The sequence below is a fragment of the Lutibacter agarilyticus genome (assembly GCF_900188235.1).
Taxonomy (GTDB): domain Bacteria; phylum Bacteroidota; class Bacteroidia; order Flavobacteriales; family Flavobacteriaceae; genus Lutibacter; species Lutibacter agarilyticus.
This window is the reverse complement of the sequence record NZ_FZNT01000006.1, coordinates 1-22,935: the sequence shown is the minus strand read 5'-3', so window position 1 is coordinate 22,935 and position 22,935 is coordinate 1. Positions and strand designations below refer to the sequence as shown.

Annotated in this window: 21 protein-coding genes; 2 read left to right on the top strand and 19 right to left on the bottom strand. The window is 30.4% G+C overall.

Translation table 11 applies throughout. The features are described from left to right. Nucleotide 1: 1 nt before the first annotated feature. The 11 genes from hsdR to CHB67_RS10685 form a co-directional block, all read right to left on the bottom strand. A complete protein-coding gene (hsdR, locus tag CHB67_RS10735; protein ID WP_089381785.1) occupies nt 2–2,374 on the bottom strand; it encodes an EcoAI/FtnUII family type I restriction enzme subunit R in 2,373 nt (790 codons plus the stop codon). 48 nt (nt 2,375–2,422) lie between these two features. Continuing rightward, the gene (locus CHB67_RS10730) at nt 2,423–3,028 is read right to left on the bottom strand and encodes a hypothetical protein (protein ID WP_089381784.1); all 606 of its coding nucleotides are present in this window, start codon (nt 3,026–3,028) and stop codon (nt 2,423–2,425) included. Between the two features lie 24 nt (nt 3,029–3,052). After that, nucleotides 3,053–4,069, bottom strand: coding sequence for a hypothetical protein (locus CHB67_RS10725; protein WP_141119705.1), 1,017 nt, complete (start codon nt 4,067–4,069; stop codon nt 3,053–3,055). A gap of 16 nt (nt 4,070–4,085) precedes the next feature. After that, nucleotides 4,086–4,463: a PH domain-containing protein gene (locus tag CHB67_RS10720; RefSeq protein WP_089381782.1), complete on the bottom strand. Its 378-nt coding sequence runs from the start codon at nt 4,461–4,463 to the stop codon at nt 4,086–4,088. Between the two features lie 25 nt (nt 4,464–4,488). Next, nucleotides 4,489–5,229 carry a PKD domain-containing protein gene (locus tag CHB67_RS10715; protein ID WP_089381781.1) on the bottom strand — a complete coding sequence of 247 codons (741 nt, stop codon included), beginning with the start codon at nt 5,227–5,229 and terminating at the stop codon, nt 4,489–4,491. Between the two features lie 93 nt (nt 5,230–5,322). Further along, a complete protein-coding gene (locus CHB67_RS10710; RefSeq protein WP_089381780.1) occupies nt 5,323–9,063 on the bottom strand; it encodes a CUB domain-containing protein in 3,741 nt (1,246 codons plus the stop codon). Between the two features lie 7 nt (nt 9,064–9,070). Then, nucleotides 9,071–9,412 (bottom strand): hypothetical protein, encoded by a 342-nt coding sequence (locus tag CHB67_RS10705; protein ID WP_089381779.1) that lies wholly within the window; start codon nt 9,410–9,412, stop codon nt 9,071–9,073. A 454-nt stretch (nt 9,413–9,866) separates the two neighbouring features. After that, a complete protein-coding gene (locus CHB67_RS10700) occupies nt 9,867–10,535 on the bottom strand; it encodes a hypothetical protein (protein ID WP_089381778.1) in 669 nt (222 codons plus the stop codon). A 158-nt stretch (nt 10,536–10,693) separates the two neighbouring features. Then, on the bottom strand, nt 10,694–11,173 hold the full coding sequence (locus CHB67_RS10695; RefSeq protein ID WP_089381777.1) for a hypothetical protein: 480 nt from the start codon (nt 11,171–11,173) through the stop codon (nt 10,694–10,696). 4 nt (nt 11,174–11,177) lie between these two features. Then, nucleotides 11,178–13,199 carry an AAA family ATPase gene (locus CHB67_RS10690; RefSeq protein WP_089381776.1) on the bottom strand — a complete coding sequence of 674 codons (2,022 nt, stop codon included), beginning with the start codon at nt 13,197–13,199 and terminating at the stop codon, nt 11,178–11,180. Nucleotides 13,200–13,935: 736 nt separating this feature from the next. Next, on the bottom strand, nt 13,936–16,116 hold the full coding sequence (locus CHB67_RS10685; protein ID WP_089381775.1) for an amino acid permease: 2,181 nt from the start codon (nt 16,114–16,116) through the stop codon (nt 13,936–13,938). A 176-nt stretch (nt 16,117–16,292) separates the two neighbouring features. Here CHB67_RS10685 and CHB67_RS10680 point away from each other — a divergent pair, with 176 nt between their 5' ends. Further along, on the top strand, nt 16,293–16,652 hold the full coding sequence (locus CHB67_RS10680) for a hypothetical protein (protein ID WP_089381774.1): 360 nt from the start codon (nt 16,293–16,295) through the stop codon (nt 16,650–16,652). 4 nt (nt 16,653–16,656) lie between these two features. After that, nucleotides 16,657–17,025: a YchJ family protein gene (locus CHB67_RS10675; protein ID WP_089381773.1), complete on the top strand. Its 369-nt coding sequence runs from the start codon at nt 16,657–16,659 to the stop codon at nt 17,023–17,025. A gap of 231 nt (nt 17,026–17,256) precedes the next feature. Here the strand turns inward: CHB67_RS10675 and CHB67_RS10670 are convergent, their stop codons facing one another. The 8 genes from CHB67_RS10670 to CHB67_RS10635 form a co-directional block, all read right to left on the bottom strand. Continuing rightward, a complete protein-coding gene (locus CHB67_RS10670) occupies nt 17,257–18,054 on the bottom strand; it encodes a M48 family metallopeptidase (RefSeq protein ID WP_089381772.1) in 798 nt (265 codons plus the stop codon). After that, the gene (locus CHB67_RS10665) at nt 18,051–18,491 is read right to left on the bottom strand and encodes a DUF4870 domain-containing protein (RefSeq protein WP_089381771.1); all 441 of its coding nucleotides are present in this window, start codon (nt 18,489–18,491) and stop codon (nt 18,051–18,053) included. Before CHB67_RS10665 ends, CHB67_RS10670 begins: the two co-directional genes overlap by 4 nt. Further along, nucleotides 18,488–18,826 carry a DUF2752 domain-containing protein gene (locus tag CHB67_RS10660; RefSeq protein ID WP_217900267.1) on the bottom strand — a complete coding sequence of 113 codons (339 nt, stop codon included), beginning with the start codon at nt 18,824–18,826 and terminating at the stop codon, nt 18,488–18,490. The genes CHB67_RS10665 and CHB67_RS10660 overlap by 4 nt, the downstream gene beginning before the upstream one ends. Nucleotides 18,827–18,903: 77 nt before the next feature. Further along, complete coding sequence (locus tag CHB67_RS10655) at nt 18,904–19,242, bottom strand: TM2 domain-containing protein (protein WP_089381769.1); 339 nt, start codon at nt 19,240–19,242, stop codon at nt 18,904–18,906. Nucleotides 19,243–19,395: 153 nt separating this feature from the next. Beyond that, a complete protein-coding gene (locus CHB67_RS10650; protein ID WP_089381768.1) occupies nt 19,396–19,914 on the bottom strand; it encodes a hypothetical protein in 519 nt (172 codons plus the stop codon). An 85-nt stretch (nt 19,915–19,999) separates the two neighbouring features. Further along, on the bottom strand, nt 20,000–20,497 hold the full coding sequence (locus tag CHB67_RS10645; protein ID WP_089381767.1) for a GyrI-like domain-containing protein: 498 nt from the start codon (nt 20,495–20,497) through the stop codon (nt 20,000–20,002). Between the two features lie 1,026 nt (nt 20,498–21,523). Beyond that, nucleotides 21,524–21,889, bottom strand: coding sequence for a helix-turn-helix domain-containing protein (locus CHB67_RS10640; RefSeq protein ID WP_089381766.1), 366 nt, complete (start codon nt 21,887–21,889; stop codon nt 21,524–21,526). 2 nt (nt 21,890–21,891) lie between these two features. After that, nucleotides 21,892–22,185, bottom strand: coding sequence for a type II toxin-antitoxin system HigB family toxin (locus tag CHB67_RS10635; protein WP_089381765.1), 294 nt, complete (start codon nt 22,183–22,185; stop codon nt 21,892–21,894). Nucleotides 22,186–22,935: the final 750 nt, after the last annotated feature.

Below are 22,935 nucleotides of genomic sequence, written 5' to 3'. Positions count from 1 at the left end.
TTTATGCGATATTATAAATTTCGTTTTCTAATTCCTTTATGGCTTTATCAAAATCTTTCTTTTTACCAAATGCTCTCACCAATTCAACTGCTGAACCCATTTGACTTAAAGGTTGTACTTTAAGTACAGATCCTTGTTCTATTGAAACAATCCCTTCTTGTTCGTATTTATCTAATAGGCTATTTAAAACCTTTTGAGCAGTTTCGCTATACTTTGTAAAGTAATTACGTTTACGTACGCTGTTAGCACGTTCTTTTCGTGTTAAAGCAGGTTGGTCGAAAGCAATGTGACATATTAAATCAAAATCATCTAAATCTTGTCCAACATCTTCACGCAGCGCTTCTAGCAAAACACCGTGTTCTGCTAATTCTTTAATTAACTCTTCTTTCTTTTCAGCATTATTCCATCGTAGAATAAATTTATCAAGCGATGTAAATTCTTTTTCTATATTCTTTTTTGAATAATCTTTTAATGATTCTGTAATCAATTTACCATCTTTTCCGTAATACTGAACACGTTCATTAACTATTGAAACAGGTATATGATTTACATAATACTTTTTTACTTCATCTTCCGTATCGTCAATATCTATATTTGGTGTTGTGGGTTTAAACCCTTCTATATCTATAGGTTCTCCATCATCATTTGGTTGTGTTGTATCATCTTCAATTGGTGGCACAACAGGTTCATCAGGTGCAGGTTCATAAATTTGAACAGGATCTCCATCAAAATCAGGTCTTGCAAAAATATTGGTCGCTTTTCTAAAGTCCATTATGGTAAAAAACACTTTACCTTCTGCTTCTCTAATTCTTGTTCCTCTACCAATAATTTGTTTAAATTCTGTAACCGATTGTATGTTAGATTCTAAAACAATAAATTTCACCATTTTAGTATCAATACCAGTTGTTAACATTTTAGACGTGGTTGCAATTACCGGAAAACGTTCTTCAACATCCGTAAAATTATCTAATTCTTGTTTTCCAACTTCATCATCGCCCGTAATCTTCACACAATAGTTCCAGTTTTTAGCCACCAAATCTGCATTTTCATTTATTAATGCTTGTCGCATTCTGTTGGCGTGGTCTATGTCTACACAAAACACAATGGTTTTTGCAAAACGATCTGTTGCTTTTAGATATTCTGTAATTTTCTTTGCTACAATTTCTGTACGCTCATCTATCGCTAGTTTTCTGTCATAATCTTTTAAATTGTAAATACGGTCTTCAACTTCATTTCCGTATTTATCAACTAAACCAGCAGTAGGTCTCCAACCTTCATCTACATTGGTGGTAATTCTAACTACCTTATAAGGTGCTAAAAAGCCATCGTCAATACCTTGTTTTAAAGAGTACGTGTACACAGGCTTCCCAAAATATTCCATATTAGAAACATCCTTTGTTTCTTTTGGAGTTGCTGTTAAACCTATTTGTGTTGCCGTATTAAAATACGTTAATACATCACGCCAGGCAGATGCTTCGGAAGCACTTCCTCTATGGCACTCATCAATAACTATTAAATCGAAAAAATCTTGGCTAAATTCTTTGTAAGCATTTTTGTCTTCATCAGTACTTGTTAACCCTTGATAAAGGGCAAAATATATTTGATATGATTTATCAATTTTTCGGTTTTTAATAATATGCATTACCTCATTACCAAAAGGAGAAAAATCCCCATTTTTAGTTTGGGTTAGTAAAGCGTTTCTATCCGCAAGAAATAAAATTCGTTTCTTAATTCCTGTTTTCCATAAACGCCAAATAATATTAAATGCAGTATAAGTTTTTCCTGTACCAGTTGCCATTACAAGTATTATTTTATCTTGTCCTTTAGCAACAGCTTCTATCGTTCTATTTATGGCGTTTTGTTGATAGTACCTAGGAGTCATTCCACTATCGTCAGCAAAATAATCTTTTTCTACAATCTCTTTAGATTCAGGCGTTTCAATATTTGTGAATGCTAAATATTTTTGCCACAATGTTTCTGGTGAAGGGAAATCATCTAACGGAATCTCTTGCTCAACTGCTCCAGACGTTTTTGTCTTATCGTGAAATACAAAAGAATCTCCATTAGAAGTAAATACAAAAGGGATTTGTAATATATCTGAATAATCTAGAGCTTGTTGCATTCCATTTCCAACAGGTTTTTTATTGTCTTTAGCTTCTATAACAGCTATTGGAATATTGGATTTGTAGTAAAGAATGTAATCTGCTCGTTTGCTTTTTCCTCTTGTATATAAATTTCCTTGCACTATAATTCTACCATCCGTAAAAGAAACTTCTTCTCTTACTTGTCGTTTCATATCCCAACCTGCTTTTTCAATAGCTGGATTTATGAATTTAGTGCAAATATCTCTTTCAGATAGGTCTTTTTTATTCATAGCTTTAAAAAAATAAATATACGTAAACTTTGAATTACATTCCGCAACTTAATTTATAATTTTATTTTCAATAAATTCTTTATAAGTATCCCAATTAGTTAAAGAATATCGATGATGTCGATAAAAAGTAATCAAATCCCTTCCAAGTAAATTATCTTCTTTTTTAATTAGAATATGATTCGTATAAATATCCGTTGCCTTTAATTTAATGGTTGGGTCTTTCAAAAGCGAATGCAAAATAAACTCCGTGGTCATTAAAACAGGAACTCTAACGTCAAATTTCCCATCCAATTCTTGTTTTAGAAATGGCGCCCAATAATTTCTAGCTATTTCAGACCAATGTTCATTTTCGCTTGTTTCTTGAGTGAAATAATTTCTACATAGATTTTGAACATATAAATTATCTAAAGTCACCCCATCAATGTGGTCAATATTCCTTTGAATAGACCTCCAATAAGGAGATCTTGGATTGTCTAGCTGAAATACTTCCTTAAGAGGTTTAGGTAAACCATCAACAATATGGCTAGGATCGGCACCCAAAACAATGGCTTTTACCTTTTCTTTACCTTGGTAAGGTTTTGGAAAAGGATACAAATCACTTACGAGTACTGGAAATTTCTTCTTTAACTGAGATAATAGGTCTTTTTCATTCATATCAATGTTTTAAAATTTACATTTTCAGTCTTCAATAAACAGCATTTCTTGAGTTGTAATATGTGGTACTTTCACTTCTACAGTTTCATAAATATTTTCTTTTACAATCGCAACTACTTCAATAGCAAAGTGTATTCCATTCATTGAATCTGGATTTTTAATTCCTAAATACGAATTAGGTAAATTCGCTTTTACCTTTACCGTACCTGATAAAATATTTTCCCTAGTACCAATTGGATAATGTGAAAAGCCCTCTTTATTTATAAATTTACTATAATTAGCATGGTCTATTAAATAAACATCACAATAATCTGCTCCTGGTGGTTGGGTCAATTGATCAATCCCAAAAGAAAGCAACCCTGATTGATCTATTAATTGGGATAACTCTGAAGCAAGCTGCATATTACTTGAAATCTTATTTATTTCTGCTTCAGATCTAGATGCTGAAAAAGTATAATACCACTCAACAGTATTTACCGGAAGTGAAATTGGAATCACAATTCTAGACTTACCTCCTTTAAACATTGCATTTGAACCACTATTGATATAAAACTGCTGTTTGTCAATAATAGGCTTTGTTTCATAAATAGTTTTTACCAATCTTTTTTCAATGCGGGTAGTAAAAGTGGTGTCTGAGACTATTCTTTTTTGAGGAGTCGTATTAAAATAGATCGTTGAAACATCTTTAGGCATTCGCTGAATTGACAATTCAGCAACTCTTTTACTTAAAGAAGTATTGGTGAATTTAAATACATAAATACCCGTTTGAGGAACTGTTATTATTTCATTTGAAATACTAGTTGGCTTGAATCTTGAAAATTTTAGTTTAGAAGGCATTTCAAAAACTTCAATCTTATTTATCGCCTTATTTTTTAACTCTTTATAATTAAATACAATACGATCTCCTTGTGCAAAAGCAAAAGTATATTGTTTGTATTGCATTCCAGGTAATTTTAAACTTCCGGACATTATGGTTATAGGAGTAATTTGTGAAATTGCCAGTTCACAAATTAGGAACAATAAAAATAGGGGTTTCTTCATTTTATATAAATTATTATTACATTACCTTACCTGCCAAGTATTTTTGAACTTCATAAACATTAATACTTTTGTTAAACTTTTTACTTACTGTTGGTGTGTTTTCACTGGAAATCCAAATTTTTAATTCAGCATCCAAATCAAATGTACCTGCTGTTTCTAATGAAAATCTTGAAATATGTTTATAAGGTAAACTTTTGTATTCTATCTTACTTCCTGTTAACCCTTGAACATCTATTAACACAAGTCTTCTGTTGGTAAACATAAATACATCTCTAAATAATTTAAAGCCAAGTTCAACTTGTTCTCCATCAACTAATAATCTTGCGTATTTTTCATTTAAACTTTCTGAAGAAACTTCACTTGCGTTTCCTAATATTTTGTTTAGTAATCCCATAGTTAATTTTTAAAATTTATTTCATTTACTCCCAATCAAGATCAAGATCTATTATCATTCCGTTTTGCTCTAAAAATATATTTGTTGGATATTGGTCTTTACCAACTATTGCATAATTGTTGAAATTTACACCTAAGAAACCGACCTGTTCATTATCCGACCACTCATCATATTCCATAAATACAATAAAATAGGTATCATTAATTACTCTTAATTTCAGGTTATTAAATAATGCATTCACTTGAAGTTGATTATTGATATTCAAATTTTCACAAAGAACATTTGATTTTTTTAACAAAGTATTGTTGTTATTATTACCATCAAGAATTTTCACGTATAACTCAACTCCACCATCTCTATCCCAAGGTTTACCATCTGGTTGAAGTAGAGGCATCTTTTTCAATGAAATTTTATTTATAATTACTTTTGAAGGTTTCTCTTCTACTTTGACAATAGATTGAATTTTGTCATGTTTATCTCCTAAAGAAACTCTTAAAGTGACAATATATGGACCTCCTTCATTATATGTATGAACTGGGTTTTCTTCAGTTGAAGTTGTTCCATCTCCAAAATCCCAATTAAAAATTTCAGCATTTTTAGATTGATTTACAAATTGTACACTTACAGGTGCACGACCAGTTATAGCAAAAGTAAATTCTGCCATAGGATCTTTACTTGGTTTTAATTCAAAATTATTTTTTGTGTTTGAAATTGATATAGTACTTGTTAATACTAGTGTAATTAATAATAAAAACTTGTTATTCATATTCTTATGGTTATTTATTTTTAAATTGTAGTTGATGTTGCTCTATTTTGAACTAAATTTTTTAGTATTTGAAGTTTATTTTTATTCATAAAATTAATTGATAATTAACTTCTCAATATAACTCCCATATTCATTTGTAAATTTAATTAAATACGTTCCTGAAGACAATTTAGTTGCATTAATTTCATTAATTCCTATATCTAATTTATTCATTTTTAAAACTTCCCTACCTAATACGTCAAACATTTCAAAATTTACTGGCTCATTAAAATTAGATTTAATGGTAAAAATACCATCTGAAGGATTTGGAAAAACCTTTAAATTTGATTTAAAAAAGCTATCTGAAATCCCTAATGTACTAGTAGACGTATAACTTGCAGTCCACCCCTGTTCCCTATTTGCTATATCCGATAAAAATTCAATGTACATAACACCTCCAGTAGAATTGATTGAAGGCGGTAAGCTTGTTCCTGAAAATTGACCTAAAATTGGTGCAGAACTATCTGCTCCATCATACACAACAACTCCATCATAATCAATCTCGGTATTAAATTCTGTAAATGAAAGAGAAATAGAACTTGTATTAGATGGTTGTATAAGCCAGGAGCAAATACTATTATTAGTATAATTATCTGTATTACTACCATCAGAAAACGTTCCATTTGCCGCTGATAATACTATACCATTTGAGCAATACGAATTTTGTGTTGAAGTGTAATATGCTTCCCAGCCTTTGTCATTAATGTCTAAATCTGAATTGAATCTTACTAATAAACTACTACCTGAAGAAGTGATAACAGGTGGTAAGTTTGCTCCGGTAAATCGCCCTAAAAGTGTTGAGCTGGTTGTTGCTCCGTCATAAACCTCAACCACATCATAAATTGTAGCCCCATCAGAAGAAGCTTCTTCTACAGCAAACTCAGTAAAAGTTAACGTAATACTTGTAGCTTGTGGTGGTTGGATCAACCAGCTATTTTCCTGATTATTACAATAATTATTTAAACCACTACCATCAGAAATGATTCCATAATCAGTCGTATTTAAAACAGTTATTTCACCGTAGTTATCAGCACCAGTAGAAGTATAATCTGCCGAAAAACCTTTCATTATATTAGAATGATCAGAAACAAAAATCACTAACATTTGACCTGTGTTTGACGTAACTGAAGCTGGAATACTTATACCAGAATAAACAGCTAACTGATTATTTCCTTCCCAATCGTCATAAATAATAACACCATCATAATCCAATTCTGTATCAAACTCAGAAAATGAAAGTGTCACCGATTCAGCACAAGGAGGTGATATAAAATAATAACAATTTTGATTATTCCCATAACCACTAATATCTGATCCAACTCTAAAACTCCCTGAATTCGATGCAAAAACAGTACTTCCATGACAAGTTTCTCCTTCTTTAATAATCGTTGTATAATTTGCACTCCAACCGCTACTTGTAGTGTAAGCATCTGAAACAAATTTTATGCACATAGCTCCTACTCCTAAAGTTGTTGTAATAGTTGAAGGTAAAACAGTACCAGTCAAAGTTGCTATCACTGGATATGTTTCATCTGGACCATCATACAGATATACTGTATCAAAATTTAATTCAGTATTCAATTCCGTAAAATCTAATGAAATCTGAGAAGCTCCTGCTGGTGCTATAACCCATGTGCAATTTGCGTTATTAATATAATTAGAAGAACCACTACCATCTGTAACAGTACCGCTAACCTCCGTTAATTCTATTACACCACTACAAGAATCACTTGCATCATTTCCAATCCCTACTGCATACCAAGCTTCTCTAACAGAATTGTATTGAACAGATCCATTTCCATATAAATCTTCAGCTGCTTGTAATGAGCCATAATATGCGTCTAAATAAGTAGCATTAGACCCCAAATAAGTGATTAAATTTCTATAAGTAATTTGTTGAGCCTCAGAAATTCCAATACCAGTTACAGCATAAGGATTACCCAAATCATTAGTTCCTGTCCCTCCTTCACTAAGTAGGTAAAACCAAAAGTTTTGAACCCCACTATTCGTATGCACCCCTCCGTGATCATAATCCAAATTTGAAGGATCCACCCAATGTGTACCATTATAAGTATCTGGGCCATTGCTATCATTTGGATTTGACATAGATCTCAAAAAAGGTTCACTCACCATAATATCCTCTCCCATAAACCAATCTGGATTTACTCCTGAATAAAATTCTACGCTAACTCCAAAAATATCTGCAAAAGATTCGTTCAAAGCTCCAGATTCACCTTCATAAGCCAGTCCTCCATTCCCATTGTTATCAACAACCATATGAGTAAACTCATGCCCCTCAACATCAAGCCCAACTACTGGATTCATTCGTACACCATCCCCAAGTCCATAAGCCATCATATTATATGGTGCTGGCATAGCATAAGCATTATTAGGACTTTCTCCTTTTTCACTTTGTAAAGCTGGCGGATTAATATACTGCTTTATTACACTTCCTAAACCATCATAACTATCTCTACCAAAAACATTTAAATAAAAATCATAAGTTTGTTCCATCCCCCAATGAACATCCAAAGAAGCTAAGCTAGATGTTACAACCTCATAAGTACCAACATTACCACTTCCGGACCAACTTCCAGTTCCAACATCAGCTGAAATAATATAACTTCCACCAAAATCATCCCCTCCAAAAGTATCATAATCCCAAATTTCTACTTTATAAGGTCCATTCGTAAGATTTAAATTAATATTATTAAATGTTAAAGGTGGATTTGCATCACTTACATACTTAGATGTGTAAACTTTTTGATTTGAAGCATCTTTGATAACAATATATAAATCTGGTATTTGATCAGCAAAAGCGGCATACCACCAAGTCTTTGAAACTGCTGAAATTGAAAACGAGCTTAATCTCGAAACACCAACCCAATCAGTTGAAGAACTAACATAATCTGAAGACCCAGTGAAACCTGTATTATTTACAAAAGTTGCATTCGTGGCATCATATGTTTCAATTTTTCTTCCCTGTTCTCTAAGACGATATCCACCAGAATAACTATCAATTGTAATGTCTTGTGTACCGCTATAAAGCGTTTTACCTGTACCAGGAGTATCCGTATGAGCAATCAAACTGACTTTTTTAAGTACAACCGCAGTTTCGGCATCAATATAAACATGATACATCATAAAAGGAGCATTGGAATCAATTCTTATTTTATAAGCCAACCTAGTTTCCTTTTTTTCACTCCCAGAAATTTGAGTAATAACCTTTTCCACAGGATATTCTTGAATTAGCTCTGTAACATTTAAATAGTTTTTTGCTATTTCTGTGGCTTGTACTGAAGTAATAGTTGACATGGTTTTAATAGTTGGTAAATCTGATAATTGTCCATTCATTGCAGTGACCATATTATTTTTAGAATGCAACATAACAACCTTCCCCTCTATTGGGTAACCATTATAAAACTGTTGTAAATTAGTGTGAGTATAACCAAGTTTATCAGTTTTTTCAGATACTTGTTCAAATGAATATTTGCTATCATTCATAGGTAACCAGGCGCTAAATTCTTTTAGTGCCGTTGCTTTAGCTAATTTATCCTTTTTAAGGTTAACTGAAAAAGAACCATTATCCAATTTAATCTTTGGTTTACCTTGAGGAATAGGTACTGTCTTATTACCAATTATAGGCGATTTTATTTGAGCTGTATCTTTAGTAGACTTACTTTGGAATGGGTTTTTAAATTTTGGAGCAGATTGCTGTTTTACTTGTCCAAAAGAATAAGAAGAAATCAAGATTAATAAAATGATTCCTAACGGTTTAATGTGATTTTTTTTCAAAGTTTATTTATTTTGTTGTCGTTTTTAATTTTTTGTAAAATTCAATAACATCTTGATTAACTTTCGTGTTACCAAAAGACCAAACAATTCTATTAGTAATTTCTCTTTTTTTAATTATGATATACGAATACATATTTCCAGTTTCTTTAAATTCATAATCACTTATTTCTTTTGCTAATTTGAACAATGTTAAGGTTGCCTTTAAATCAATACTTTTAAGTAGACTATCATTCTCAAAAAGCTCACCTCTTGAATTTAGCATATACGTTTTTATTTCACCTGTAAAACCACCACCTGTACCAAATTGAACGAACTCAATTTCTGTTTCTGCTATTTTAGAACTAGTCATACAGGCACTCAATGATAAAAACAAAAGGAAAATTAACTTACTATAATTTAAACTTTTAATAGGAAATAGATTCATAGATGATATATATTTTTATGTTTTAGAAACACTCTCTAAGCCCATCAATTTTTGTTCTCATTGTTACTGCTAGCGGAACAATTTGTTCAGAAGCTTTTATTAAATGAGTAAGATTAATATGTTCTTTATATTTCAATTTGACTAAATTATCTCTTTTTTAGTTTATTTCTTTACGGATTTCCTCAATCCAATTTTAGCATTGTGTTTTTTTCTTCAAATGTTAAATTTAGTCTAGATTTATGGTATACTCACAACGGTTTAAAGTTATGATTTGAGCATTTGTAAAATTGGACATTTTTTTGGACGAAGCAAATCATTTGTCATTTGTTCTATTTGAAATTTAAGCATAAATTTTATGAGTTGTTGGGCAAAGTTTTTATCAGAGCGATGATTTATTTATTAATTCCTCAGCTTTTGCAAAGAGTAGCATTTCTACTGTTGAAATATTAGTGTTTAATTTTTCAGATGTAGTTTTTAAGGTATTCAAATATTGATTATAGAAAGTAGTTTCATTACTTATCTCCCATTTCTCAATTTTAGATATTCTTTTTAATTTTTTATTTGCAGTAATGATAGTTTTATTTTGACTTGCAAGTATTGGAAATAAAATTTTATCATCAACTGAATCAATAATCTGTAAACAATTCAATGAGCAAGAAACTCTAGCGTCAAAAATAGCATATTTGTTATAATTATGTAGAACTAACGCTTTTGACCAAGAAGCAATTCCTTTAACTCCTTTTTTAATTAATTCATCAGCACTCTTTGTCTGATATTCTATTATTGAATCTTTTTTATTTCCTTTTATTCCTCCCCAAGTTTTTATATAATACTCAATATAAATTCCTCGTTTTTTTAAATCAATTTCATTCTCCCATTTGGAATTAAGTTCCTTTTTCAAGTAAATGTTTTTGATGTATTGATTGCCTTTGGGAAGTGATATAGAATCAGGAATAAATGATTCATTTATTTTTCTCCAATTATACCAATCATTAGTTTCATCGATGTTTTCTTTACAAATTTTATATAGTGATTCTAAAAGTGTCATTTTCCTTTTTTTTAATTTTGCCCAACGGTTTAGGGTATGGAAAGTTGCGGGTTTGAAACCGCAATTTTCCGATGTTTAAATTTAATTTTTTTATGTTTTATAAACATTCTACTCTATTGAATTAAGCAATTTTTTATACCCTATGTTACCTGCTGGCTTTATTTCCTTCTTAATCTTTCTTCTCTATACATAAATCCTAAATCACGTCTTAGTTGTTTTCTAAAGAATTTATTTGCTTGAAATATCTTATCAATTTGTTCTTTTGAATATTCCTGATTATTAGCAGGATTTTTCATTAAAACATCTCTTAGATCATAAAAACTATCACGGCACTCAACGGAAATTATTAAATTAACAATTCCTTTTTTCCAAACAATTAAATTTTCTAATACAGTTTTTAATTCTTGATAATCGTAATTACCTCCTTTATGCTTATAAATAATGTCAGTTATTTCATACGCTAATGGATAATTTTCTATTCTCAAATCATAAAGTTTATTAGTCAATGTTCTATTTAAATTTTTATCAAATTGTTTTTGTTGAAAACGTTGATTTTTGAAAAATTGATATAAAGTAATTAATGATATACATAAAGCCGTAAAAGATGCAATAACTGAAGGTTTTAAAATTTCATCCATAATACTATTTCAATGCTTTATTTACTGCTCCAATTAATTTTTTCCAAAATATTATTTCTGATTCAGTTAATGATTTAGCTTCATTAGTTTTGCACCATCTTAAATAAGCTTTAGCTAATTTATATTTTGAAAAATCTGGAACTTCTTGAGTGAAAATATCTATAATTGGTCTAGTTGGTTGAGAATCTGATATTGATTTTACATCTTTTGAATATTCAGATTTAACAATTTCTATTAAAGTCTCTCTTAATAAATCTTCAATTTCAGGTTTATTAACATCTAAACAATAATCTTTAGTTCTTAATATGTTTTTATTTCCCAATGTGTGAACTAAATTTTCTTGTTGAGCTGCTTGGTCACCTGCTGCATCAGAATCTAATAAAGCCGCAATTTTTAAATTATGAGAATGTAAAATTGTAGCATAATAAACAACTTTCCCTGCTGAATTTGCAAATACTAAAGCTATTTTCTTGTCAAAATCAATAATATTAGATTCTCTTAACATTGTAGATGTTGCTTCAACATACCAATAGTCAGTTAAACCTTCTAAAATTAAATTTTTCTGATGAGTGAATAAACTTTGTGCCAAATCATATCCCAAAGCTTCTTGAAGCGGTAGTAATCCTGCTGGGTCACTTGAAGATAATGTGGTGTGAACTTTTGTTCCTTCTTCTCGGTCTTTTAATTCTACAACTCTTACCAAATCTAATTCATTAGCTCCAACTAGAAAAGGAGAGTGGGTTGTGTAAATAGTTTGATTAGTAATAGATAATCTAGAAAGAGTATCTCTAAAGTCACGTTGTTTTAATCCGTGTAAACTCATACCAGGTTCATCTAACAAAAGTATTGCATTTTTATGTTTATCCATTGCTTCAGCAAAGAATACTACAAAAAATGAAACTATCCACTGAAAGCCTTCTGAACGCTGATCAAGTTCAATTTCTACTCCAATTTCATCTTCTACAACCACCTTTAAGTATTGCCCGTCAGCTGTAATTCTAATTTTTTCAGCTTCAGGTCTATTTGGATTAGGGTTCCATATATTTTTTATTTCCTTTGTTAATTTAATACTTGCAGCATTAAGTTGATAAGTTCTATTATCTAGAGTGTCTCTATACTCTTTTAATTCATCTATATCATTTTTATCAGGACTTGTAGTATTTCCAATATCAGCCAATTCTCGAACTTTAAAACCTAAGAATTTTAATAAGCAAAGGTTTCCGTAATCGTAAAATTTATCGTCTTCTAAAAGATTTCTTTCTATTCGTTCAGCTAAATGTTCTAAATGAATCGATGGTTTAACTTTGAAATAATTATTAAAAAGTACAAATACAGGAATACGACTACCTAATAGTTTAAGTACTTCATCATATTTATTATTAAATTCTATTATTTCAATAATCTTTGAGTATCTGTCTTCTTCTTTTTCATTTTCTTCATCAATTAAAGGATAAAATTCTTCTAATATTTTAATTAAACTAGTTGTGTTTTCTTTGGTTAGATTGGTTGAATCTGAGAAAACATTTGTAACAATTTTTAATCTAATACTTGGTTTTTTTTCAGGATCAAAATCTTCATCTTTTTCAAATTGCTTATCAATATGAGCATTTAATCGAGATAAATCTTTTGTTATATCTTTATATGTTTTTTTTTTAGGTGCATTGTCTAGCCAGTGCCGACCTTTGTTGTCAAGCAACCTATAAAGTACATAAGTACAATTTTTATATTCTTCAGGAACTAGTTTTTTATCCTCTTCATCAAGTTCAAAATATCCACGAACTATTTCTATATTTTCGGCCTTTACACTGCCAGTAGTTATATCATTATATAAAGAACGAGGATAATCCCTAATTAAATCAAAACCGTCTATACCATCTGGTTTGTTAAGCTGTTGTAAAGCTCTTAATAATACTGTTTTACCAGATTCATTTGGCCCAACTAAAATTGTTTTTAATTTTTCTATTTCAAATTCTCCTGTATCTTTTATACTTCGAAAATTTTGTACTCTTGCTTTTATTAATCTCATATCATTTTTTTTGCTTGCAGGTAACTTGTTATATCCTTAAAAACTCATGTTTATCCTTTAATAATACTGGATAAACAGTTTTTTGTTATTCTTTTATGTTTTATGCTAGAGGACCTATTTTCTTTCTTTTCAATTTCAAAATAAAATTGAAAATTAGTACGTTTAATCCGATTAATCGTACGGTTTTCCGTAGTGTAATTCATAGCAATGCTAAAATAAAAAAAATAAATTAAAGAGGCTGTGATAAATATCAGTAGGCTTATTAAAGATGGGTTTCCCGTAATTTAGTGTGGATTTTCCTCATTCCTTAATACTAAAAAAGAAGTAGCTATATAATCAACTTCGTAAAAAAGCATTTTTATATGAATTACGTATTTTGTTGTACCTATTGTACCTCAAAAAAATTCAGTTTTTCCTTATTTTGCTCACTTTCTAATTTTTGTGCAACATGTAACCAACAAAAAACGCTGAAAATTTGATAAAAAATTAATTATTTTTATGCGTCAACATTTCACCCTTAAAAAGTGAGAGTTTTATGAAATCCTAGTGAAATAAGGGGTTACAGAGAGGTGAAATCACGGGTGAAATGATTATCTTTGAAAAAAGTTACAAACAATTGCTAATTTCCGTGTCACATGTTTTGCCTTTTTGTACCTCATCTCTTTCAAACCCCTATAAAATAAGGATTTATAAATGTTGTATCGGAAAGTAACAATCCAACTGTAAAAAAATAAGATTACCTATTTACAAAATCTAAATCTAACACATTAAAATTATTTGAGGCTTTCACCAAAAGAGTTGAGCCTATAGTTTCAAATAAATGATTTGTTCTCAATACAAATTCAGCTTGTTTTTCAATCTGATAATTTGGTATACCGATAATGGTTAAACCTGTTGCTTTAGATTTTTCTTCAATTAAGTTATAAAAAGGTTTTTGTTCAACAGCATTATTTATGATTATGATTTCAACATTTACCCTTAAATCTTCAACCAATTTATAAATTTTAGCATGAATTAATGCTTTATCTACATTGTTATTATTTACAAATAATACCCTAATACTTGTATTGTTCCATCGTGGAGATGCAATGATAAAACGTGCTATATTCAACATCATTTCAGCATTTTTACTATCTGTTTCTCTCCACCAAAAATCTACGGTATCATAATTCCCAAACTTGGCCTTTTTATCAAAATCTAAATACAATAAGTTATAATCTAAATACAACAAAGTTTGTGTCATTTTTGAATATTCCTTAGAATTTTCCAATCCTTTTGGCCACCCCATCATAATAGTATTTGGCTCTACACCCGAAAATCCAAAGGCAGAAGCAATGGTCGTAATTCCATCATAAATGTTACTTACTTTAATTTGTCGTCCAAATATTCCTAATTCCTTAAACTCTTCACTTTTTACAATTTGCTCCGATTTTTTAAGCGGTTGTAAATTGGATGTATCTAATATCAATTTAAAATTTGTAACAATTCCTGTACGCCCAGAAACTGTTTTACCCAACTGTAATAAATAAGATTGATGGTCACTTTGTCCGCTAAATAGAATGATATTAGGGTTCCAATTAGATTTTTCTACTTCTTGATCGTCAATTTTTTTCAATCCTTTATTTACAACATTTTCCCATACACTTTGCCAAACGTCATTGGTTTGTAATTTTACTTCTTTGCGTTGCAACCAAAAATATAAGCCTCCAATAACTATTAAAGCGCCCATCATTGCAAGGGTATCCAATTTAAACATGACACCAAAACAAGCCATAAAACCAAGTAAGCCTATCCAACGTTTGATTTTAAAACTAGGCTGAAAATCTGGGTTTGCCCAACTTTCTAAAAAATAGGAAATATTAATAAAACCATAAGCCGTTAAATAAAACATAGAAACTACACGTGCAATAACATCCAATTCACCAATTAATATCCCCGCTTGTGCAATTATAAATACCAACAACAAAGCATTTACTGGTTCGTTATTTTTCCCATTACCTTTTCCAAATATTTTTGGTGTTATTTTATCAATTGACATGGCTTGTAAAATTCTTGGACCTCCCAGAATACCACCTATTGCAGATGAAAGTGTAGCACCCCAAATACCTGCAACTACTGCTGGAGAGAATAAAGCAATTTTCATTAATATATTATAATCCGAAATTAATACTTCTGAATTTACCTTATTCGCAAGAAAAACTGCAAGACTTATGTAAACAACAAGTCCAACACCAATAGCCATTAATGTTCCTTTTGGAATGGAACTTTTCGGATCTTTTAAATCGCCACTCATGGCGATACCTGCAGTAAAACCAGTAACAGCTGGGAAAAATATGGCAAACACAACTTCCATAGAAACCGCATGCTCAGGAGCTAATAATTGAACCGTTTGAGGTTCAAAATTTGAAGTCCCAAAAAATATAGCAATCAATGAAATGATAATGGCTGATAGAATTAAAAATTGAGTTTTTAACGCTAGCGAAGTACTTATCAAAGCCAATATTGTTAAACTAACTAGTGCTAAAGTTCCTGTTAAACGAATATCATTAATAGCTGTGCCAAAGCCGAAATAATCATTAAAACTTTCTGCAAATCCGATTAAATACAATGCTATTGAGAGCGAAGTACCTACATAAAGGGCAATACCAATAGAACCTCCAATGGGAATTCCCATACTTCTAGATAACACATAGTAAATACCACCTGCCCCAATTTTTTTATCAGTTGCAATAGACGAAACACTTAAACCTGTGGTAACAGCAATCACATGAGCCAAAACTATAATGATAATAGCACCTAATAAGCCGGCATTACCAACTACCCATCCCAATCTCATATACATAATTACCCCTAAAATAGTAAGAATAGATGGTGTAAAAACACCTTCAAACGTTCCAAATTTTTTTCCTTCTGCCATTATTTAAAATAATTTTTTGGAGTCTACAAATTAAAAAATAAATATAGCTTTTCTATTTTAAAATTCTTGGTTTAATTTAGCCACAGGTCTATTAATTTATTTAATGCCCAAATAGAACTTTTTATTGTTCAATTTAATAGATACAGTATCTTTGACTCTTTAAATTTGATGTTTATATGAATGTAGAAGATTTAGTTGGAACATTTAGTATTATCGGGAGCAATCAAGATGCTTCTGAAAACACGTATAAAGGTACATTAACCTTAGCACTGGATGCCAATAATAGAATACTGGCTAAATGGTTAATTCACGCTGACCAAACACAAACTGGATCTGGTTTTTTTAAAGACAATATTTTAGTGATTAATTTTAGTTATTTAGGCGAAGAAGAAAACACTTTTAAAGGAGTTGTAGTTTATCGTTGTATATCAAATGACGTCTTAGATGGTTTTTGGTCTGAAGAATATGGAGATCCGTTATATTTAGGTTCAGAACGTTGTTTCAGAATTAAAGCTAAAAAAGAACTGGTAAATTAATTATATGCAGTGTCCTTGTAATCCTCAAAAAAAATATAGTGAGTGCTGCCAAAAAGCACATAAAAATATTCATACTGTTAGCACAGCAGCACAATTAATGCGTTCTAGGTATAGTGCATTTGTGTTGGCAAATGTAAACTACTTACAAAAAAGTCATCATTCCTCTACCCGACCAAACAAACAAGAAAAAAGAGCCATTGAAAAATGGACGAAATCTGTGAATTGGGTAAAACTAGAAGTATTAAACACTACAGAAGACACCGTTGAATTTAAAGCATTCTTTAAGGAAAATGGTATTATTAACCATATACACGAAAACTCTAAGTTTTGTAAAGAGCATGAGTATTGGGTTTATTTAGGGGCTAATGAGTAAGTTGTTTTATGAGTAAAAAATAATCATCAAACTAATAAGAACTACTTGACAGAATAATGTTTATTCATTAAGAATTTAGCATCAACTCTGTTAATGAGCAAGTAAATGGTAAAAATGAAGCTCTTCCCTTTTTATAATTCTTGAGGGTTTTAAAATTCTAAGTTCGGTTCCTAAAATTATTTAAATCTACCTTTTCAATTACAGTGTTACCTGTAGAAATTTTCATTTTTTTCATTCCTCCAATGCTACTTTCAATTGCCCCCAAGTATTGATTGATAGTACAGACTCATAAACTGTAGCGTTATTTTTACTATCTTCAATAATATATTCCGCTCTTTCTTTTGAGTCTGGGTGGGTGCTTGTCCACGACACATATTTCATGGCTTCGTTCTCGTTATCTGATAACTTGTATAAGAAATTAGCAAAAGGTTCAGGGTTTATTTTTGCATTGATAAGATATTCCACAGCTTTAATATCTGCTTCTTGCTCTAAAGTTCTGTCAAAAGCTGATGATGATAGTAACCTTAACGTTTCTCCTATAATTTCAGGTCCACCATTGCCCGTTGACATGGAGATTAACACTGAAAGCCCCACTTCCTTTATCAATTTCTTCATTAAATGATTTAACTGAATATGTGCTATTTCGTGACAAATTACTCCGCTTAGTTCTTCTTGATTGTCTGATGCTAAAATCAAGCCACTATAAATTAAAAGATGCCCATTAGGTAACGCGAAAGCGTTTACTTCATCTTTATCAAATATATGAACCTTAATTATTTTTTTATCAATTTCATTTTCTGAGCAAATTTTACTTACAATACTATCAATAGCATTGGCTACAAATGGATTTGTATTTTCTTGTTCTGACTGCTTGAAAGTCTCCAAAAAGAATTCACCAAGCTTTTCTTCAGTTTTATTGGTTCTATTTTCGATTTTTAAAATAGTCATCCAGTCAACCTTTGTTAAAACAAACCAAGTTGAGAAAAACAGCACTACTATTGTTAAACCTTGTATAAAAATATTTTTCATAATGTTGGTTTACATATTAAATTACTTAAACTACCGTAAAACCACCACGATACGTGAATACCTTTTCGTACCTGAATTGCAGTATATATAGTTGCTATAAATTCAGAAAGATTGAAAATTAAAGCTGCAATTATGTAGGCTATATAGTTATTTGTAATGCTTTCATCTGAAGTAAAAACTATTGAAACTGTCCACCAAAAACCATAGCTATTAATAAAAAGTACTGATATTTGAGAAAGTAAGGCTTGTGTACAGTGCCAACGTACAAAATAGGTTCCCTTTCTATTTCCTAAATAAAAAATCAAAGTAGCTACAAGGTTAATTATTGGTAAGGGTAAGCCTCCCATTATAGCAATTAATGACATAAGGTAACTATTTGAGGCTTTTTCAGCTTCATGCTCCCCTGGTTTATATGCAAAGTTTGTTACTTTTATCATAGTCCTTTTGTAATATTCCAAATCCAATTAATAAGTACCAACACAATTAATGGAATTGCAAGTTGTGGCTTTTTTAAATAGGTCTCCATTTTTATATAAAATTTAAATAGTGATTTCTTTTTAATTAAAACATCTATTAACAGCCATAGAGGTATTAAAACCATTATAACAGCAATAATATAACCTAAAGGATTTATACTTAATGCATCACTAAATTTTCCGTTAACAATTGAAATAACAGAGCGTGTTGATCCACAAGAGGGACAGGGCATATTTGTTGTAAACTTTATTGGGCAAACTTCAACTGATTTAGGTTCTATAAAATTTGAAGTCATACTTATATAAAGATATATATACCCCGCCAAACAGGAAATAAATAATAGCGTATATAACTTATTCCTGTTAATTGACATTAATATAAAACTTGTTGAAGTTTAGCCATATTTTTCTCTCTGGTAGCTCCCATAATTAAAAACCAATCAATAATAGCCCAAATTCCAAATCCTCCACAAGTAATTAATTTACCAATACCTAAACCAGTATCTCCAATCATAAAACGGTCAATACCTAAACTACCTGCAAGCAATGAAATAATAAGGCTTGTTGTTGGCTCTTTAAATTGTAATGTTTGAACCAAACCCCATTTAGAGTCATCCATTTGGATAAGTTTTTCTCTGATTTGAGCAATTTGATGACTTTCAAAGTATTTGACATTTGCCATGATAAACATGTCTACCTTTTGTGCTTCCATTTTTGTTTCTGTTTTAGATTGAATTCCCCTACTCTTATGGATTTTCAGTTGCTCCCCGTTTTTTTAAGCGTGGGTTCTGGACTCCACTTAAACATATTTTATATATCGTATCATAAAAGCTATTGCAATTAGCTTTTACTTTTCTTTGTTCTATTAATTTGTTAAATAGTACGCTACCTTAATTATCTGAATTGAATTAATTATTCCCAAATCTAAAGAGCTTTCTTTATCATAAGTCAATATACAATCTGAATTAGCGTCAATTTGATAACAAGGAACAGATGCGTCTTTTGAAAAGCTACCAGAATATTCTAAACCATCTGAATTCATAGTTATAATAGGTACACCATTGATACTATAATTATTTGAATTGTTCAATTTGATTTGAAACTGTAATCTAGAAGTATTGTTTCCTGTGTCAGGTGTAAAGTTGAAATTTAATATTTCAAATGAAAAATTTTCTAATATTGGAGGCTCTATTAATTGAGGTTCTTCAGGCTCAGCAAAGTCACAAGGAACTTCTAGTGTAGTGTCATAACTATAAGATTGGCCTAAACTTATATAATATTGAGGTATTGTAATTGTTTTCATACAATCATCATCATCTGACGGACAACCAAACAATGAAATAAAAGTAATTAATACTATAAAGTGTTTTATAAAATTTTTCATATTTTTTTTGGTTGTAGCAAACCGTTTATTAAATGTTTGTCTGTTCGTTATTTAGTTGAAATGTATGCATAGATTTTATGAGTTATTATGTGCTGATATTTTCACGATATTTAATCGGAATCCAAACTTCCTCTTCCGAATTTTTATCGGTAGGATTGTATTTTGCTCCTAAAAGTTCAAAATGTTCTCTTTGGTCTAATTCGTATTCTGAATTCGGTAGCCATTGATTAAAAATATATTGCGATGTTTTCGGAAAATCTATTGCCATTCCTTTATGTACAAATACTGCATAAAGTCCACCTTTCAAAATTCGTGTTTCCATTTCTTCAGGAATATTCTCAAATTTAGATGTCTCAATCATAGCATATTTTGTAAATTCAGTTTGTGGATTAAAGTCTTTAAAATTCAAAGATTTATCATAAATCTGCATTGAAATAAAATCTGAACCAACTTTGTTTTGAATCATTTTTACTTTAGGCATAAAACCTTTCCATAATTCGGTAGTTTTATTAGTAATTAAAGACATTTTTAATGATTTTCCTACTAATTTTTTTTCGGAAAGTTTCTCTATTCTTGGTTGCATTTTATTGATTTGATTGATTCTTCTTCATCAAAAATTCCGTTTTCAGCCTGTATATAACTCATTTTATACAATCAATTATTTATCTTTTAATAAAACTGCATAAAACAAATTCTATGTTATTTTAACTGAAATTTAAAGCAAACCAGCTTTAAAATTAAGCTACTTTTAACCCATAAAAATCACTTAAAAAAACAGCGGATTGTTAGTTCAGAAATCTAATTAAATATATAAATGAATTCAGTATTTTTTTTAGGGTTTGTCAAATTTAAATAAATTATTTAAATACTTATCTGTTCTTTTTAATTTGTTTTTGTTCTAAATAGTGCTGTTTTTTTCTAATAATATTGAGCTCTCCAAAGCATCAATAATTTTAAAATTTTCACTTCAAATTTAAAAAAATATGTTCTATTTCTAAACTGTCTCATTTTTGGGGAAGATTACAACGTATTAACTCCCCCTCTTGAGCGCTGTATTGAGCTTAGCCGAAATGACGTATTAACTCCCCGTGTAATAGACACAAAGTTTGATATTAAATATTAGAAGTTTTATACCTAAAGTAATTTAACGTAATACCACGCCTTATGTTATTGTTAAGTTGAAAGTCTAAAATCATACAGCTCAAAAACAACATCATTGACCCCGTCGAATCTTCGATTTTTTACGTATGTGGGTAGCTGTAGCTATTAGTAGTAAAAACAACATTTGAACCACAGAACAAACAGATTTCCAGTCAAGCTGGAAATGACGTATTAACTCCCCGTGTAATAGACACAAAGTTTGATATTAAATATTAGAAGTTTTATACCTAAAGTAATTTAACGTAATACCACGCCTTATGTTATTATTAAGTTGAAAGTCAAATCATACAGCTCAAAAACAACATCATTGACTCCGTCGAATCTTCGATTTTTTACGTATGTGGGGTGCTGTTGCTACAAGCAATATAAACAACATTTGAACCACAGCACCAACAGATTTCCAGTTAAGCTGAAAATGACGTAATTATTGTGTAGGCCACAGTAAATATTATTCTACAATATATTCCTGTATTAAGATATCAGTAGGAATATGTAAAGAAATGCTTATTTTTCTAATCATTTCTAAAGTCAATTTTCTTTTTTTATTTAAAATTTCACTTACACGACTTTTAAATCCAATAAGTTCAGCAAGGTCTTTTTGTTTCATCCCCATTTGTTCCATTCGAAATTTAATAGCCTCAATTGGATCGGGCATTCCAATTGGGAAATTTTCATTTTCGTATTTGTCAATTAAAATCGTAAGTATTTCAAGTTCATCTCCTTTTTTTGTTCCTTTTGTTGCATCAAAAATCAGTTCAAGTCTGTCAAGTGCTTGTTGATAATCTACTTCGTTTTTTATAGGTTTAATTTCCATCATTACAAATCTTTAGCATTTATTTTATCATATTCAGCGTGAGTTCCAATAAATAATATCCAAGATATTTGAAATTCAAAATTCATTTTAACAATCAACCTGTAATTATTTCCTTTAATATTGAAAACTATCTTGTTATCTCTTAAAACACTTGCACTTGGATATTCAGATTTTAACTCATTGCTATTTTTCCAAGATGCTTTTTCTGTTTCACGAAACCACGCTTTTAATTGTTCTTCACTATCTGCGTGTTTTTCCCAAAATTCACGTAATGTTCGTCTTGATATTATTCTCACATTTTATTCTTTAATACTGCAAATATAATAAAAAGTTCCCAATTCGGTAATTTATTTAATTCTTTGCTAAAGAGTTTTAAGTATTCAGTATCTAGCTACCAACAACTACCAACCAAATAGTCATTGACTCCGTCGAATCTTCGATTTCTCGCGTATGCGGGGATCTGTTGCTACTAGTAATAAAAACACCCTTTGAACCACAGAACAAACAGATTTCCAGTCGAGCTGGAAATGACGTATTAACTCCCCTCTTGAGAGGGGTTAGGGGTGTGTAATAGATACAAAGTTTGATCTTAAATATTAGAAGTTTTATACCTAAAGTAATTTAACGTAATACCACGCCTTATGTTATTGTTAAGTTGAAAGTCTAAAATCATACAGCTCAAAAACAACATCATTGACTCCGTCGAATCTTCGATTTCTTACGTATGTGGGGGGGGCTGTTGCTACTAGTAATAAAAACACCCTTTGAACCACAGAACAAACAGATTTCCAGTCAAGCTGGAAATGACGTATTAACTCCCCGTGTAATAGATACAAAGTTTGATATTAAATATTAGAAGTTTTAAACCTTAAGTAATAAAACGTAATACCACGCCTTATGTTATTGTTAAGTTGAAAGTCAAATCATACAGCTCAAAAACAACATCATTGACTCCGTCGAATCTTCGATTTTTTACGTATGTGGAGAGCTGTTGCTATTAGTAGTAAAAACAAACTTTTGAACCACAGAACAAACAGATTTCCAGT